The sequence below is a fragment of the Nocardioides sp. HDW12B genome, from assembly GCF_011299595.1.
Taxonomy (GTDB): domain Bacteria; phylum Actinomycetota; class Actinomycetes; order Propionibacteriales; family Nocardioidaceae; genus Marmoricola_A.
Genome location: NZ_CP049867.1, coordinates 88,061 through 103,105, shown reverse-complemented (window position 1 = coordinate 103,105; position 15,045 = coordinate 88,061). Strand labels below are relative to the sequence as shown.

Sequence of the window (15,045 nt, the reverse complement as noted above, 5' to 3'; positions counted from 1 at the left end):
GTGGCCCGGCTCTCCCGCCTCAGGCACGGACGACGTCCTGCAGGTCGTGCCTCATCGCGTGTGCCGCCTTCCGGTAGACCTCGAGCGTGCGCTCGGCCGTGCGCTCCCAGGCGAAGTCGCGCGCGTGCAGAGCCGCGGCGCTCGCCAGTCGCTCACGGTACGCCGTGTCGCTCACCAGCCGCCGCAGGGCCGCGGCGTAGTCGGCGGGGTCGTGACCGTCGACGAGCAGGCCCGTCTCGCCGTCTCGTACGGCGGTCGTCAGCCCGCCCACCGCGGCCGCCACCACGGGCGTCCCGACGGCGGACGCCTCGATGGCCACCAGCCCGAAGGACTCGTTGTAGGACGGCACGCACACGACCGTGGCCGCGGCGTACCAGTCGACGAGCTCGGCCCGCCCGACCGGCGGCACGAAGCGGACCAGGTCACCGATGCCCAGCTCGCCGGCCAGGTCGGCCAGCGCGGTCGGGTGCTCGAGGCCGGAGCCCGACGGGCCACCGACGACCGGCACGACCAGGCGCGAGCGCAGCGCGGGGTCGTCGCGCACGAGCAGGGCGACGGCGCGCAGCAGCACGTCGGGGGCCTTGAGCGGCTGCAACCGGCCGACGAAGAGGGGCACGATCGCGTCGGCGGGCAGACCGAGCCGGGCGCGGGCGTCGCGCTGCGGGCGGGGCACGAACATCCCGAGGTCGACGCCGGGGTGGACGACCTCGACACGGGCGGGGTCGGCGGCGTAGAGGTCGATCAGCTGCTGGGCCTCGAGCCCGGTGTTCGCGATGAGCATGTCGGCGGCCTCGACCACCTGGTCCTCGCCGAGCAGGCGGGCGGTCGGCTCGGGGGTGTCGCCCTCGGCCAGCAGCGCGTTCTTGACCTTGGCCATGGTGTGCATGGTGTGGACCAGCGGCACCGACCACCGGTCGCGCACGAGCGCGCCGACCTGGCCCGAGAGCCAGTAGTGGCTGTGGATCAGGTCGAACCACCCCTGCTCGTGCCCCGCCTCCGCCCGCAGCAGGTGCCGGGCGAACACGCACAGCTGGGCCGGGAGCTCCTCCTTGCCGAGCCCCTCGTAGGGCCCGGCGGCGACGTGGTGCACGCGGACCCCGGGAGCGGCCTCGACGACCGGGTCCATCGTGGAGGACGTGGCACGCGTGTACACCTCGACCTCGAGGTTGCGCTCGGCCAGCCGGCGCGACAGCTCGAGGACGTAGACGTTCATGCCGCCGGCGTCGCCGACGCCGGGCTGGTCGAGCGGCGAGGTGTGCAGGCTGATCATCGCCACCCGGCGCGGTGAGCGCGCGACGGAGAGGTCGAGCGGCTCAGCCGACGACTCGGGCCTCACGGGCGGACGTTGCATCACGGGTCAGACACCTCCGCGGACTGAACCGCGGCCGGGCGTGCGCTATTTCCTCCACGACCTCCGGTGTGACCCGGGTCACTCCGAGCCGGTGGCCCGCCCGGGCCAGCCCGCGCTCGACGTACGGCGTCGCCGCGACGGTGACGCGCCAGAAGACGACCCCGGCGAGGAGCGAGAGGCCGGTGGCCAGCCACGGGAGGCTGAACTCGTAGGCGGGGTAGATCTGCCAGTGACAGAGGTAGATGTACAGCGACGCGCCGGCGAGCGTGCCGGCCAGCCGCGCCACGGCCGCGGGGACCCGCAGGGACGGCACCCACACCAGGAGGAGCAGGCCCGCGACCACGACCGCCTCGCGGGCGAGGTCGCCCTCGAAGAACCCCGGCACGGTGGCCAGGGCGAGCACCGACACGACGACGCGGTGGAGCGGGCGGCGGGCCTGGGCGGTCGCCCAGCCGAGCGCGAAGAGCCAGAAGATCACGTGGCCCCGGTGGATGTAGTCGCCGTCGAGGAGGCGCCCGACGTCGTAGCGTGCGGGCAGCGCGAGGACGACCAGCCCGACCGGGAACCAGAACGGCGCGCGGCGCTCGAGCCGGTGCACCGCCGGGACCGCCAGCAGCGCCACGACGGCGAGCAGCGTCCACACCAGCGCCTCGACGAACCAGTAGTGCCAGGCCTCGCTCCACTCGCGGGTGCCGAGGACGCCGTTGAGGAGGACGACGTTGCGCCAGTCGTACTTCGCCGACGTGGCGGCGGCGAACGTCAGCCACAGCACGGTCGGTACGGCGACGCGGGCGACGCTCGTCAGCATGCTCCGGACGCGGTCGACCCGCTCGCGGTCGACGAGGTGGAAGCGGGCGAGGTTGAAGCCGGCGAGCCCGACGAGCACGTGCGCGCCGCCGAGGACCATGAAGAGGTTCGAGTGCGACCCCACGATCAGCACGATCGCGAGGGCGCGCAGCAGCACGTTGGTCTCGACCGAGCGCGTGCGCCGGGTCGCGGGGTCGCCTCGGCGCGCGCTTGTTGCGCCGGTGCGACCGTCCGGACGGGCAGCTCTCGCTCCCCCGGGTCCGTGCGGCGCGGATCCGGGCAGAGCTGCCCGTTCGACCGTGCGTCCGGCTGCGCGTCCTGCCAGCTCGGCGGCGGTCAGGAGGTGCCAGCGCACCGGAAGGTGGCCCAGGACCCGCTCCAGCCGCAGGGACGTCTCGACGTAGGACAGCGAGTCGCCGCCTCTGGACACGAACGTGTCCTCCGGGCGCAGCGGTCCTCGGCCAACGGCCGCCAGGACCTCCCCGACCCGGGCCGCAACGTCGGGACCGGTGCCGGCAGTCGCGGCAGCGTGCCGACCCGCGCGAGGCGTCGTGTCGGGACCGGGTCCTGCCAGCGCACGTGCGTCGGAGACAGCCGCGTCGGGACGGGGTCCCGCCTGCGCGGGCGCGTCGGGCACAGCCGCGTCGCGGCCAGGGGTCGCGTGCACACCGGCAACCGCGTCGGCGCGGGCGCGGTGCCCTGCAGCTGCGATCGCGGCGTGGTCGACCTTGCCGTTGCCGCGCCGCGGGACGCTGTCGAGCTCGACGACCAGGCAGCCGGCCCGCGGCACGCCGGCACCCTCGGCGGCGTCGCGCACGCGCTCGAGGTCGGCATCGGAGAGCGGGCGGGCGGAGCGGTCGACCGCGACGACGACGCGGTCGCCGGCGTCGGCGGCGTAGCCGACGATCCCGGCCGCCCGGAGGCGAGCCTCGACGCGGTCGAGGTCGATCCGCAGCCCGAAGACCTTGGCGATCCGGCCCAGCCGCCCCACGACCTCGAGCCCGTCCGGCGTACGGCGCACGAGGTCTCCGGTACGCAGCTCGTCGACCTCGCGGCCCCGAGCAAGGTCGGCCGGGGTCTCGGCGTAGCCCAGCATCACGTTCTCCCCGCGGAACACCAGCTCACCCACCGGCTCGCCGTCGACGTCCGGCGCACCCAGACCGCTCTGCCCGACCGGGAGACCGGCGACGGGTCGGACCGCGAACGAGCCACCCGGCACCGGGTCGCCCAGGAGGGTCGGGCCCGTGAGGACCCGGTCCGGGGGCAGCACGGCCATCCGCGCGGTCGCCTCGGTGGCGCCGTACATGAGGAAGAGGTCGAAGCCGCGACGCAGCCCGAGCTCGGCGTACCGGGTCGCGGTCGTCGCGGGCAGCCGGCCGCCGGCGCAGGTCAGGTAGCGCAGGGAGGGCAGGTCGAGGTCGGCGAAGCCGGCGCGGTCGAGCAGGTCGAAGGTGTGGGGCACGCCCGGGACGGTGCTGACGCGGTGGCGGCGCGCCTCGCGCCAGAAGTCGGGGTCGACCACCGAGGCCGAGGTCAGCAGCACCGAGGCGCCGACCTGGAGGTGGCTGGTGAGCACCGACAGCCCGTAGCAGTAGTGCAGCGGCAGCGCTGCCGCCGCGACGTCGTCAGGTCGGATCGCGAGCGCCTCGGCGATGGCACGGGCGTTGGCGGCCACGGCGTCACGGGAGAGGCGGACGAGCTTGGGCGAGCCGGTCGACCCGGAGGTCGACAGCAGGACGGCGAGGTCGGGGTGCAGGTCGTGGCGCGTGCCGGCGCGTTCCTCGGCGAGCGCGTCGCCGGCCAGGACGACGTCGGGGTCGTACGCCGCGCAGGCGGCGGAAGCAGCCGGGCCCGGGGCGGTGACCAGGACCGGATGGTGCCCGACGAGGCAGGCCAGGTAGCCGACGACGGTGTCGAGGTCGTTGGCCGCCTCGAGCAGCACGAGCCGCCGCGTCCCCCCCAGGCGCGCGGCGAGCCGGGTCACCCGGTCGGCGAGGTCGTCGTAGCCGACCTCGTCCCCATCGACGACCAGCGCCGTGCCCGCGGCGTGCCGGGACAGGTCCCAGAACGGTCGGGTCTCGACGGCGGCAGTCACCGACGAAGAGTATTAGGTAAGCCTTACCTACGCCAACGTGACCGCTCCCACGTCGCCCGGCCGGCTCCTGGTCGCTCCCCGCAGCCGACCCGGATTTCCGGTCACCGCGTGCAGGCGGCCACGCGTGCCGGCTGCGGTCAGTGACCAGTTCCCTGCAGGCCGTGCAGGTCCTTGGCGGTGGCCGAGGTGGGGACGTCGGCCGGGTCGGGGTCGGTGCCGAAGATCCGGTCCGCGGTGTGGGCCGAGGTGACCGTCAGCCAGTAGTTCTCGTTCTTGAAGTGGTGCAGCCGGTGGTGGCGGTGGACCGCGCGGTAGGCGCGGCTCCGCGGCCGGTAGTCGCTGTGCACCAGGTAGTGGACCCACTCGTAGACGAGCCCGACCACTGCGACGGTCACCACGAAGGCCAGCGCCTGGTGCGGACGCGGGAAGGCGAGCAGCGCCAGGGCCGGTACGACGACGACCAGCCCGGCCAGGGTCTGCCACGGGATGAACACCAGCGGTACGTCGCGCGGCGAGGCGTGGTGCTCGCGGTGCTTGCGCGCGAGCTGGGTGTCGAGGGTGACCGGGCCGAGCCGGCGGGGGCGCCAGTGCAGCACGAAGACGTGGACCAGCCACTCGACGACCGGGAACAGCGCGAGGAAGGCGGCCGGAGCGAGCAGGTCGCTGAGCCTCCAGTCCTCCAGCAGGAGGCGGGCGGCCGCGGCGGCGACGAGCAGACCGCCGAGCATCCACGGCGACGGGTGCCGGGCGAACTCCCGGGCCGCATCGCCGAGCGACAGGCCGCGCTGGGCGCGGGGCAGCACGGTGGTCATGCGTCCTCCTGCCCGTCCCGGTCTGCGCCGGCGGGCGCTGGGGCTCCGGGGCCGGGGGCGTCCAGGTCGTCGAGGGCGCTCAGCAGCGCCGTCGTGGCCGGCCCGAGGAGGTCCTCGGCGGCTGCCCGGGCCCGGGCGGGGTCGCGGTCGGCGAGGGCCGCGGCCAGGGCGTCGTACCGCTCGGGCTGGTCGGCGCCGTCGATCAGCGACGCCAGCGCGTCGAGCATCGGCTCGTAGGCCGCGCGCAGGCTGTTGAACATCAGCCGGAAGACGAGGGAGTCGGCGGCGTCGATGACGACGTCCCAGAACTCCAGCGCCAGCCGCTGGCGCGTGACGGGGTCCGTGGTCGCGCGCAGGGCGGCCGCCAGCTGCGTCAGGCGTACGGCGGCGTCGTCGATGTCGGGGCGGCTCGCCGCGAGCTCGGCGACCGTGGGGCCGACGAGGTGGCGGGCCTCGACGATGCTGCGGGCGACCGCGACGTCGAGCCCGCGGGCCGGCACGAGCAGCCGGGCCAGCAGGTCGAGCCCGCCGTCGCGGCGGAAGTCGCGCACGGTCGTCGCGTCGCCCTGGCGCACCTCGACGAGACCCGCGTGGGAGAGCCGCTGGAGCGCCTCCCGGACGACGGGGCGGCTGACCCCGAGGACCTCGGTGAGGCGTCGCTCGCTGGGCAGGGACTCGCCGGGCGCCAGGCCGCTGACCTCGGCGACCAGCTGCTCGAAGACGTCGTCGGCCACCGTGTGGCGGCGTACGGGCTGCAGGTTCATGTCCGTCATCCTGCCCCGACACTCGTCCGCTGGTCAACTGGTCAGACCACTACATCCGCCGAAGCGTCACTCCTGCCCCGCCGAAGCGTCACTCCTGCCCCGCCGAAGCGTCACTCCTGCCCCGCCGAAGCGTCACTCCGGTCGCGCCGAAACGTCACCTGTGCCGCACCGAGACGTCACTTGCGCCCGCCGCGGCACGCTCCGCGCTGGTCAACCAGATCCAGGCTTGTCGCCCACGACGGCGAACATCGTCACCGCCATGAACCCCTCACCGCGCTGTGCGGCTTCGACGACCGCCTGCCGGTAGGCGTCCGCCTCGTCCTGCGACACCACGCCCTCCTCGACGCCGAGGCGCAGGTCGAGGTCGACCATCATCGGGCTGGCCATCACCTCGTCGGGCATCACCAGGGCCGACGAGCCGATGTCGGCGCGCACCGTCAGCCCCGCCCGCTGCAGCTGCGCCCGCAGGTGCCGCCCCGCGAACGGGTTCGCCATCCGCCGCCACGTGCTCTCGTTGAGCCGCCGCTGCACGTCCGGGTCGCCGGCGCGGCCCACCACCGTCGACCAGTCGGTGTCCAGCACGGCCACGCGTCCTCCGGGAGCGAGCACGCGCGCCACCTCGTCGGCCGCCTCCTGCGGGTCGACGAGGTGCTGCCAGACCCGCTCGCACCGCAGCACGTCCACGCTGCCGTCCTCGAACGGCAGCGCCCGCGCGTCTCCGTCGACGTACGTCGCTGAGGTCCCGGCCGCGCGCCGCTGCGCCTCCGCGCGCAGACCGGCGTGCGGCTCGACCCCGACGGCGCGACCCGTCGGCCAGACCAGGGACGCCAGCGCCTGCACCTCCTCGCCCGTGCCCGCCCCGACGTCGACCGCGGTGTCACCCGGCCGCGCGGCCAGCTCGTCACGCGCCCAGGCCCGCAGCCGGCGTACCGCCGGGTTCGCGGCCTGCAGGTCGAGGACGAAGACGAGCGAGGCCAGCTCCGCCTCTGCGTCCGCCGTCCGGTGGTCGGTCCGGAAGGAGGTGGGGGTGAGCGCGACGGCCTCGGGGAGCTCGTCCATGCCTCATGGTCGACCTCGGGCTGAGGGGACCGGAAGACCCCGAAGGTCCCGACGTGCCAGACTTCTGCGCGTGCTGACCATCGGACTCGTCGGAGGCATGAGCTGGGAGAGCTCAGCCGAGTACTACCGCCTGCTCAACCAGGGCGTCGAGCAACGCCTGGGAGGCCTGCACTCGGCACGGACGGTGATGGCGTCGGTCGAGTTCGACGAGCTGACCAGGCTCCAGCGCGAGGAGCGCTGGGACGAGGTCGCCGCGATCCTCGGCGCCGCTGCCTCGGGGGTCGAGGCCGCCGGCGCCGACCTCGTGCTGCTGTGCACGACGTCCTTCCACCGCGTGGCGGAGCAGGTCTCCGCCGGCCTCGGTGTGCCGATGCTGCACCTCGCCGACGTCGTCGCCGACGCCGTCGCGGCCGCGGAGCTGCAGAAGGTCGCCTTCCTCGGCACGGCGTTCGCCATGGGTCGTCGCTTCTTCACCGACCGGCTCGAGACGCACGGCATCTCCGTGGTCACCCCCGCCGAGGAGGACCACGCGACGCTCGACCGGATCATCTACGACGAGCTCGTGCACGGGAAGGTCCTCGACCCGTCCCGCCGCACGGTCGTCGACCTCATCGGCCGGCTCTGGGACCAGGGAGCCGAGGGCGTGATCCTCGGCTGCACCGAGCTCGAGGCGCTGATCAAGCAGGCCGACTCCGACCTGCCGGTCTTCCCCTGCACCACCGTGCACGTGCAGGCCGCGCTCGACCGCGCCCTGGCCTGACGGACCAGGCTCCCGGCCCCGGGGCCGACGTACGTGCAGTTGGGCTGATCAGGCCGTCCAAAGCAGTTCGGGCGCCCGAACTGCACGTCCGTCGGACCCCTCCACGACGGCACGGAGCGCCGCGAGCACATAGTCCGGCCGATGCATCACCTGCCACCATGTGAAGCGCAGGACTGTCCAGCCCCGCAGCACCAAGGCGTTGTAGCGCTCGCAGTCGCGCCGGAATCCCTCCTTGCTGGCATGAAACTCCCAGGAGTCCGCCTCGAGGACCAGACGGCGCTCGACGTCGACGAGGTCAGGCCGCCCGAGGAACCCTCGGTCCTGCAGCAGCACCTGGGGAGTCACGTGAAGCCCGGGTCACTTGCGACGCCAGGGCCCGGAGCACTGACTCGAAAGGGTTCGCCGCGAGCGGGGTGGCCGCGCACACCACCGTCAACGCCCGAGTCCTTCCGGTGCGGGGCAGGAAGAGAGCGCGCTCCTCGAGGACCTCGGCGTCGACGGCCCCGGCCCGGAGCGCCGAGTCCGCGATCGCGAGCGCCTCGGGAAAGGGGAGGTCGCGCGCGCAGTCGAGCACCGTGCGGTACGGCTCGGTGAGCGCCGAGGCCCGCTCGTCGCGTGACAACGGACGCCACCTGAGCTCGACCCCGACCTGCCGAGGAGGCGGCACCTTCCGATTCCGCGGCACCACGACCTCGGGCCGATCCGGCTGATGAGCGAGACGCCATCCGTGCGCGGCCGCCGCACTGCGGTGGGACGCCGCACCAGTCAGTCGCCGAGCTACCTTCAGCCCCACCATGGCCGTCGGCAAGGCGTAGCGGCCCCTCCCGACCCGCTGGATCTCGCCCCGGCCGAGCGCCCGCTCGAGCTGCTTGCGTGAGGTCACCCGCAGCAGGACCGACCGCTCGGCGGTGCCGCCGAGTCGGGTGAGGGCTTCCACCGGGTGCACGGGGACAGCGTCACAGTTTCGCTGCGGCGGCGGGTTCGCTCTCCACAGGGGGCCGACGGACGTGCAGCTCAGCACAGATCGGCCGGCTGCGGGGCCAGGAACCGCGAACTGCACGTCCGTCGGCCCCCTCCGAGCGGATCAGGACAGCGCGGCGGTCACGGCCGGACCGAGGACCTCGCCCGCGCGGCCGCGCACCACGAGGTCCGCGACGTCGTCGAACGGCGTCTCCTCGTCGTTGACGATCACGAGCCTGGCCCCGTGGTCCAGCGCGTGCAGCGGCAGCGCGGCAGCCGGGTAGACCTGCAGCGACGACCCCGCCACCACCAGGAGATCGGCCCGCTCCACGAGCCCGACCGCCTCCTCGACCACGCCGGGGAACAGCTGCTGCCCGAACGACACCGTCGCCGACTTCACCAGCCCGCCGCACCGCGGGCACCGCGGGTCGTCCTCCCCGGCGTCGAGCCGCTCGAAGGCCCACGTGTACGGCGACCGCCAGCCGCACCCGTCCGGAGCACCGACGGGCCGCTCCCCCAGGCACATGACCTCGCGCGCCGTCCCGTGCAGCTCCACGACCCGCCGTGACCCCGCCTCCTGGTGGAGGCCGTCGATGTTCTGGGTGATCACGCCGGGTGAGCGGCCGGCGCCCTCGAGCGCGGCGAAGGCCCGGTGGGCCGGGTTGGGCGCCACCGAGGTCGCGAAGAACTCACGCCGCATCTGCCAGGACTCGCGCCGGACCGACGCGTCCGCGACGTACCGGTCGAGCTCGAAGCTCCGCGGGTCGTAGCGCGTCCACACCCCGCCCGGCGAGCGGAAGTCCGGGATGCCGGACTCGGTGGACACGCCGGCGCCGGTGAAGCCGACCACCACCGCGGCCTCGCGCAGCAGGTCGGTGAGGGTGTCCATGCAGCCACGCTACGAGCCGTACGACGAGCCGCGCGGGTTTCGCGGCGACGACGACGGGGCAACGGACATCAACGGCTGTGGCCCACGGGGGCGCGGCGTGGCCCCGGAGGCATGGCATGAGCACCTCGCAGGACGACCCCACGAACCCGGATCCCTCCCGCGGGTCCAGCGGCGCCCCGAAGAAGCGGGACAAGACGCACTGGCTCTACATCGGCGTCATCATCGCCGTGGTCCTCGGCATCGCCGTGGGCTTCCTCTTCCCCGACTTCGCGGTGAAGCTGCAGCCGCTGGCCGACGCGTTCATCGGGCTCATCAAGATGATGATCAGCCCGATCATCTTCTGCACCATCGTCCTGGGCGTCGGCTCGGTCGCCAGCGCGGCCAAGGTCGGCAAGGTCGGTGGCCTGGCGCTCGCCTACTTCCTCACCATGTCCACGTTCGCCCTCGCCATCGGCCTCGTGGTCGGCAACATCATCCAGCCCGGTGACGGCATCAACCTGACCGAAGAGTCGGCGGCGGCCGGCGCGGCCCAGGTCGCGGAGAAGGAGTCGACCACCGACTTCATCCTCGGCATCATCCCGACCTCGCTCTTCTCCGCGCTGACCGACGGCGAGGTCCTCCAGACCCTGCTCGTGGCGCTGCTCTTCGGCTTCGCCCTGCAGACGATGGGCAGGGCCGCCCGGCCGGTGCTGGTGACCATCGAGCACCTCCAGCGGGTCATCTTCCGGATCTTGTCGATGATCATGTGGACCGCCCCGATCGGCGCGTTCGGCGCCATCGCCGCGGTCGTCGGGGAGACCGGCTGGGACGCCCTGCAGTCGTTGGCGATGGTCATGCTCGCCTTCTACCTGACGTGCGCGGTGTTCGTCTTCGGCGTCCTCGGCGCGATCCTCAAGGTCGTCACGGGCATCAACATCTGGTCGCTGTTCAAGTACCTCGGCCGCGAGTTCCTGCTGATCCTCTCGACGTCCTCCTCGGAGTCCGCGCTCCCCCGCCTCATCGCCAAGATGGAGCACGCCGGCGTCGAGCAGACGACGGTCGGCGTGGTGGTCCCGACCGGCTACTCGTTCAACCTCGACGGCACCGCGATCTACCTGACGATGGCGTCGCTCTTCATCGCCGAGGCGCTCGGCGACCCGCTGAGCATCGGTGAGCAGATCTCCCTGCTGCTGTTCATGATCATCGCCTCGAAAGGCGCCGCCGGCGTCAGCGGCGCCGGCCTCGCCACCCTCGCCGGCGGCCTCGCCAGCCACCGCCCGGAGATGGTCGAGGGCGTCGGTCTCATCGTCGGCATCGACCGCTTCATGTCCGAGGCCCGCGCGCTGACCAACTTCGCCGGCAACTCGGTCGCCACGATCCTGGTGGGCCACTGGACCGACTCCTACGACAAGGACCGGCTGCAGCGGGTCCTCGACGGCCAGGACCCCTTCGACGAGCAGACCATGCTCGACGACCACTCCGAGGCCGAGAAGGCGGTCGCGGACCGCTAGCCGCGGGCGGGCGTACGCCGCGGATCACGCTGCTCCCCACGGCAACCTGGCACTCCCCATGCTCCCGACGCCATGGGGAGCGCCAGTTTGCCGACATACCTTGGGAAACCGACGGGTCCCCCACGCTCAACGCGAGAGCCAGCGGTACTCCACCTCCGGGCGGCCACCGCCGCCGTACCGGGGACGTCGCTCGACCACCCGCGTCTCCTCGAGGTGCTCGAGGTAGCGGCGCGCGGTCACCCGCGACACCCCGCACTCCTCGGCCACCTCGCTCGCCGACATCGCGGCACCAGCGGAGCGCAGCCGCTCGGTCACCAGTCCCAGCGTCTCCGGCGACATGCCCTTGGGCAGCCCGGCTCCGCCGTCAGCGGTGCGCAGCGCCCCGAGCAGCTGGTCGATCTCTCCCTGCACCACGTCGGTGCTCGTCGTCCGCAGGCGCGAGCGGTAGTCGGCGTACTGCTCGAGCTTGGCGCGCAGCCCCGCGAACGTGAACGGCTTGAGCAGGTAGAGCACGACGCCCTGCGACACCGCGCGGCGCACCACCTCGAGCTCGCGCACGGAGGTCACGGCGATGGCGTCGCTGAGGTGGCCGTCGAGGCGCAGCTGCGCGAGCAGGTCGAGGCCGTGCCCGTCGGGCAGGTGCATGTCGAGCAGCAGCAGGTCGGCCGGCTCGCGCCGAAGGATCCGGCGGGCGTCGGCGCACGAGCGCGCCACCCCGACGAGGCGGAAGCCCGGAACCCGCTCGACGAACGCCGCGTGCGCGGAGGCGGCGATCTCCTCGTCCTCCACCACGAGTACGCCGATCCCGCGCGGCTCGCTGCCGGGTCCCCCGCTCACGGCTCGTCCCCGATGCGGACCGAGAACACCGCGCCGCCCATCGACGAGCGGCCGGCCTCGATGGTCCCGCCGTGGCGCCGCACCACCTGGGCCACCAGGGCCAGGCCGAGCCCGCGGCCCACCCCCGACTCGCCGGGCTTGGTCGACCAGCCCCGCTCGAAGGCCCGCTCGGCGGCCTCGGCGTCGAGCCCCGGACCGTTGTCCGACACGTCGAGGGCGAACCACCGCGCGTCGGCCTCGATCCGCAGCACCACGCGCCGCTCCGGCTGCTCCGCCACCGCGTCGAACGCGTTGTCCAACAGGTTTCCTACCACCGTGACAATTTCTCCTGCCTCCAACGGCAGCCCTTCGACCGCCGACCCCTCCGCGATGCTGAGCTCGACCCCGCGCTCGGACGCGACACCGGTCTTGCCGAGCAGGATCGCCGCGAGCACCGGCTCCTCCCCGACCCCGTGCACGCGGTCGGCCAGACCCTGGGCCGCCCGCGCCTGAGACGTCGCGAAGCCGACAGCCTCCTCGGGCCGGCCGAGCTCGATGAGCGACACCACGGTGTGCAGCTGGTTGGCCGCCTCGTGGGTCTGCGCCCGCAGCGTGTCCGTCAGCTGCTGCACGGTGTCGAGCCGCCCCGACACCTCCGTCAGCTCGGTGTGGTCGCGCAGCGTGACCACCGACCCCAGGACACGACCGTCCCAGGTCGCCGGCCCCTGGCTGACGAGCAGCACGCGGTCGTCGACCAGGTGGATCTCGTCGTCGCGCTCACGGCCGTCGCCGAGCACCCCGGCGAGCGAGGCCGGCACCCCCAGCTCGGCCGGCGTCCGGTCGCGCCAGTCGGCGGGGAGCCCGAGCAGCCGCACCGCCTCGTCGTTCGCCAGCTGCAGCCGGCCGTCGGTGTCGAGCAGCACGAGCCCCTCGCGGACGGCGTGCAGCATCGCGTCGTAGAACTCGTACATCCGGGTGATCTCCTGCTCACCCATCCCGTGCGTCTGCCGCCGCAGCCGCCGGTTGATCAGCCACGCGCCCGCGGTCCCCAGCGCCAGCAGGCCGACCGCCACGACGGCGAGCCGCGCCACGCGCTCCCACACGGCCTCGGAGACCTTGTCGAGCGTGATGCCGACCGAGACCAGCGCCACCACGCGGTCGTCGTCGACCACCGGCACCACCGAGCGCATCGACGGCCCGAGCGTCCCGGTCGCCTCCTGGGTGAAGACCTCGCCGTCGGGCGCGCCCCCGAGGTCGCCGATGAACGGCTTGCCCAGCAGCGCGGGGTTGGGGTGCGAGTAGCGCGTGCGGTCCAGGCCCATCACCACGACGAAGTCGGTGCCGGTGTCGCGACGGACCTGCTCGGCGAAGGGCTGGATCCGCGTCATCGGGTCGGGGGTCCGCAGGGCACGCACGACGGCGGGCGAGTCCGCCACGGTCTGGGCGATGTCGACGGCGCGGGTGCGGGCGTCGGAGAGCAGCGAGGCGCGCGCGTCGACGTACGCCAGCGCCGTCGCGATCACGACGAGCGCGCCCACGACCACGAGCTGGAGCGTGAACACCTGGCGCGCGACCGACGAGCGCGGCGCCGTACGCCGACCTTCCACGCGCTCCTCCGCTCCTCCGCGCCGGGCTCCCGCCTGCCTCGACGTACGGCCGTTGTGACGCCCGTCATGAACTCAACGAACACAAGGGTGACCCGGGTCACAGCCTGCCCGACAGTGAACCAGTCAGACCACCACCCCGAACCCCGGAGGTTCCCGTGTCCAGCTCATTGTCCCGGCCGTCGCCGACCGCGCGACCCGCCTCCGGTGCGCCGAAGCGCGACCGCACCCACTACCTCTACATCGCGGTCATCGTCGCCGTCGCCCTCGGCATCGCGGTCGGCTTCGCCGCCCCCGACCTCGGGGTGGCGCTCAAGCCGATCGGTACGGCGTTCGTGGCGCTGATCAAGATGATGATCAGCCCGATCATCTTCTGCACCATCGTGCTCGGCGTCGGCTCGGTGGCCAGCGCGGCCAAGGTCGGCAAGGTCGGCGGGCTGGCGCTGGGCTACTTCGTGACGATGTCGACCTTCGCGCTCGTCATCGGCCTCGTGGTCGGCAACCTGATCCACCCCGGTGAGGGCCTGAACATCAACGGCGAGGTCGCGGCGGCCGGCGCCGGCGCGGTGGCCGAGCACCAGACCACCACCGAGTTCCTGCTCGGCATCATCCCGACCTCGATGCTGTCGTCGCTGACCGAGGGCTCGGTCCTGCAGACGCTGCTCGTCGCGCTGCTCGTCGGCTTCGCGGTCCAGGCGATGGGCGCGGCCGGCAAGCCGGTCCTGCGCGGCGTCGAGCACATCCAGCGCGTCGTCTTCCGCGTGCTCGTCATGATCATGTGGCTCGCCCCGGTCGGCGCCTTCGCCGCCATCGCGGCCGTCGTCGGCGAGACCGGCATGGACGCCCTGAAGAGCCTGGCCGTGATCATGCTGGCCTTCTACCTGACCTGCGCAGTCTTCGTCTTCGGCGTCCTCGCCGCGGTCCTCAAGGTCACCACCGGCATCAACATCTTCTCGCTGCTGCGCTACCTGGGGCGTGAGTTCCTGCTGATCGTCTCGACCTCGTCCTCCGAGTCGGCCCTGCCCCGCCTGATCGCCAAGATGGAGCACGCCGGCGTCGAGAAGAGCACCGTCGGCGTCGTGGTCCCGACCGGCTACTCGTTCAACCTCGACGGCACCGCGATCTACCTGACGATGGCGTCGCTGTTCATCGCCTCCGCGATGGGCGACCCGCTGAGCATCGGTGAGCAGGTCTCCCTGCTGGTCTTCATGATCATCGCCTCCAAGGGCGCCGCCGGCGTCACCGGCGCCGGCCTGGCCACCCTGGCCGGCGGCCTCGCCAGCCACCGGCCCGACCTGGTCGACGGCGTCGGCCTCATCGTCGGCATCGACCGCTTCATGAGCGAGGCCCGCGCGGTCACCAACTTCGCCGGCAACGCCGTCGCCACCGTGGTCATCGGCTCGTGGACCGACAGCCTCGACAAGGACCGGATTCGCGAGGTCCTCTCGGGCCGCAACCCGTTCGACGAGACCACGATGCTCGACGACCACGGCTCGTTCGACGAGCGCGCCGAGACCGTCACCGACGCCGTGGCGGCCCCGGTCGCCGTGCCGACGCAGAGCGAGGCGAAGACGCCCGCCACGGTCTGACCGGGACCGGGACCGGCCCCGGTTTCCCACGGTATGCAGGAAAACTGAC

Annotated in this window: 12 protein-coding genes; 3 read left to right on the top strand and 9 right to left on the bottom strand. The window is 73.1% G+C overall.

Annotation, left to right across the window (positions count from 1 at the left end; all coding sequences use genetic code 11):
• Window positions 1-19: 19 nt before the first annotated feature.
• From mshA to G7072_RS00435, 5 genes are all read right to left on the bottom strand, one after another.
• A complete protein-coding gene (gene mshA / locus G7072_RS00455) occupies window positions 20-1,270 on the bottom strand; it encodes a D-inositol-3-phosphate glycosyltransferase (protein ID WP_240917317.1) in 1,251 nt (416 codons plus the stop codon).
• Between the two features lie 43 nt (window positions 1,271-1,313).
• Window positions 1,314-4,253 (bottom strand): AMP-binding protein, encoded by a 2,940-nt coding sequence (locus G7072_RS00450; protein ID WP_166083692.1) that lies wholly within the window; start codon window positions 4,251-4,253, stop codon window positions 1,314-1,316.
• A gap of 137 nt (window positions 4,254-4,390) precedes the next feature.
• Window positions 4,391-5,065 (bottom strand): sterol desaturase family protein, encoded by a 675-nt coding sequence (locus G7072_RS00445; protein WP_166083691.1) that lies wholly within the window; start codon window positions 5,063-5,065, stop codon window positions 4,391-4,393.
• The gene (locus G7072_RS00440) at window positions 5,062-5,829 is read right to left on the bottom strand and encodes a GntR family transcriptional regulator (RefSeq protein ID WP_166083690.1); all 768 of its coding nucleotides are present in this window, start codon (window positions 5,827-5,829) and stop codon (window positions 5,062-5,064) included. Before G7072_RS00440 ends, G7072_RS00445 begins: the two co-directional genes overlap by 4 nt.
• A gap of 210 nt (window positions 5,830-6,039) precedes the next feature.
• Window positions 6,040-6,888, bottom strand: a complete 849-nt coding sequence (locus G7072_RS00435) for a methyltransferase domain-containing protein (protein WP_166083689.1) — start codon at window positions 6,886-6,888, stop codon at window positions 6,040-6,042.
• Between the two features lie 70 nt (window positions 6,889-6,958).
• Here G7072_RS00435 and G7072_RS00430 point away from each other — a divergent pair, with 70 nt between their 5' ends.
• Window positions 6,959-7,648, top strand: a complete 690-nt coding sequence (locus tag G7072_RS00430; protein WP_166083688.1) for an amino acid racemase — start codon at window positions 6,959-6,961, stop codon at window positions 7,646-7,648.
• A 48-nt stretch (window positions 7,649-7,696) separates the two neighbouring features.
• Here G7072_RS00430 and G7072_RS00425 read toward each other — a convergent pair whose 3' ends face one another.
• Window positions 7,697-7,981 carry a DUF559 domain-containing protein gene (locus G7072_RS00425; protein WP_166083687.1) on the bottom strand — a complete coding sequence of 95 codons (285 nt, stop codon included), beginning with the start codon at window positions 7,979-7,981 and terminating at the stop codon, window positions 7,697-7,699.
• 751 nt (window positions 7,982-8,732) lie between these two features.
• Window positions 8,733-9,497 carry a Sir2 family NAD-dependent protein deacetylase gene (locus G7072_RS00420; protein WP_166083686.1) on the bottom strand — a complete coding sequence of 255 codons (765 nt, stop codon included), beginning with the start codon at window positions 9,495-9,497 and terminating at the stop codon, window positions 8,733-8,735.
• 116 nt (window positions 9,498-9,613) lie between these two features.
• Here G7072_RS00420 and G7072_RS00415 point away from each other — a divergent pair, with 116 nt between their 5' ends.
• Entirely contained in the window at window positions 9,614-10,987 is a 1,374-nt protein-coding gene (locus tag G7072_RS00415) for a cation:dicarboxylase symporter family transporter (protein ID WP_166083685.1), read from the top strand.
• 126 nt (window positions 10,988-11,113) lie between these two features.
• Here G7072_RS00415 and G7072_RS00410 read toward each other — a convergent pair whose 3' ends face one another.
• Both G7072_RS00410 and G7072_RS00405 read right to left on the bottom strand, forming a co-directional pair.
• The gene (locus G7072_RS00410) at window positions 11,114-11,824 is read right to left on the bottom strand and encodes a response regulator (protein ID WP_166083684.1); all 711 of its coding nucleotides are present in this window, start codon (window positions 11,822-11,824) and stop codon (window positions 11,114-11,116) included.
• Window positions 11,821-13,410 (bottom strand): sensor histidine kinase, encoded by a 1,590-nt coding sequence (locus G7072_RS00405; RefSeq protein ID WP_206063232.1) that lies wholly within the window; start codon window positions 13,408-13,410, stop codon window positions 11,821-11,823. The genes G7072_RS00410 and G7072_RS00405 overlap by 4 nt, the downstream gene beginning before the upstream one ends.
• Window positions 13,411-13,565: 155 nt before the next feature.
• Here G7072_RS00405 and G7072_RS00400 point away from each other — a divergent pair, with 155 nt between their 5' ends.
• Entirely contained in the window at window positions 13,566-14,996 is a 1,431-nt protein-coding gene (locus G7072_RS00400) for a cation:dicarboxylase symporter family transporter (RefSeq protein ID WP_240917071.1), read from the top strand.
• Window positions 14,997-15,045 lie beyond the last annotated feature (49 nt).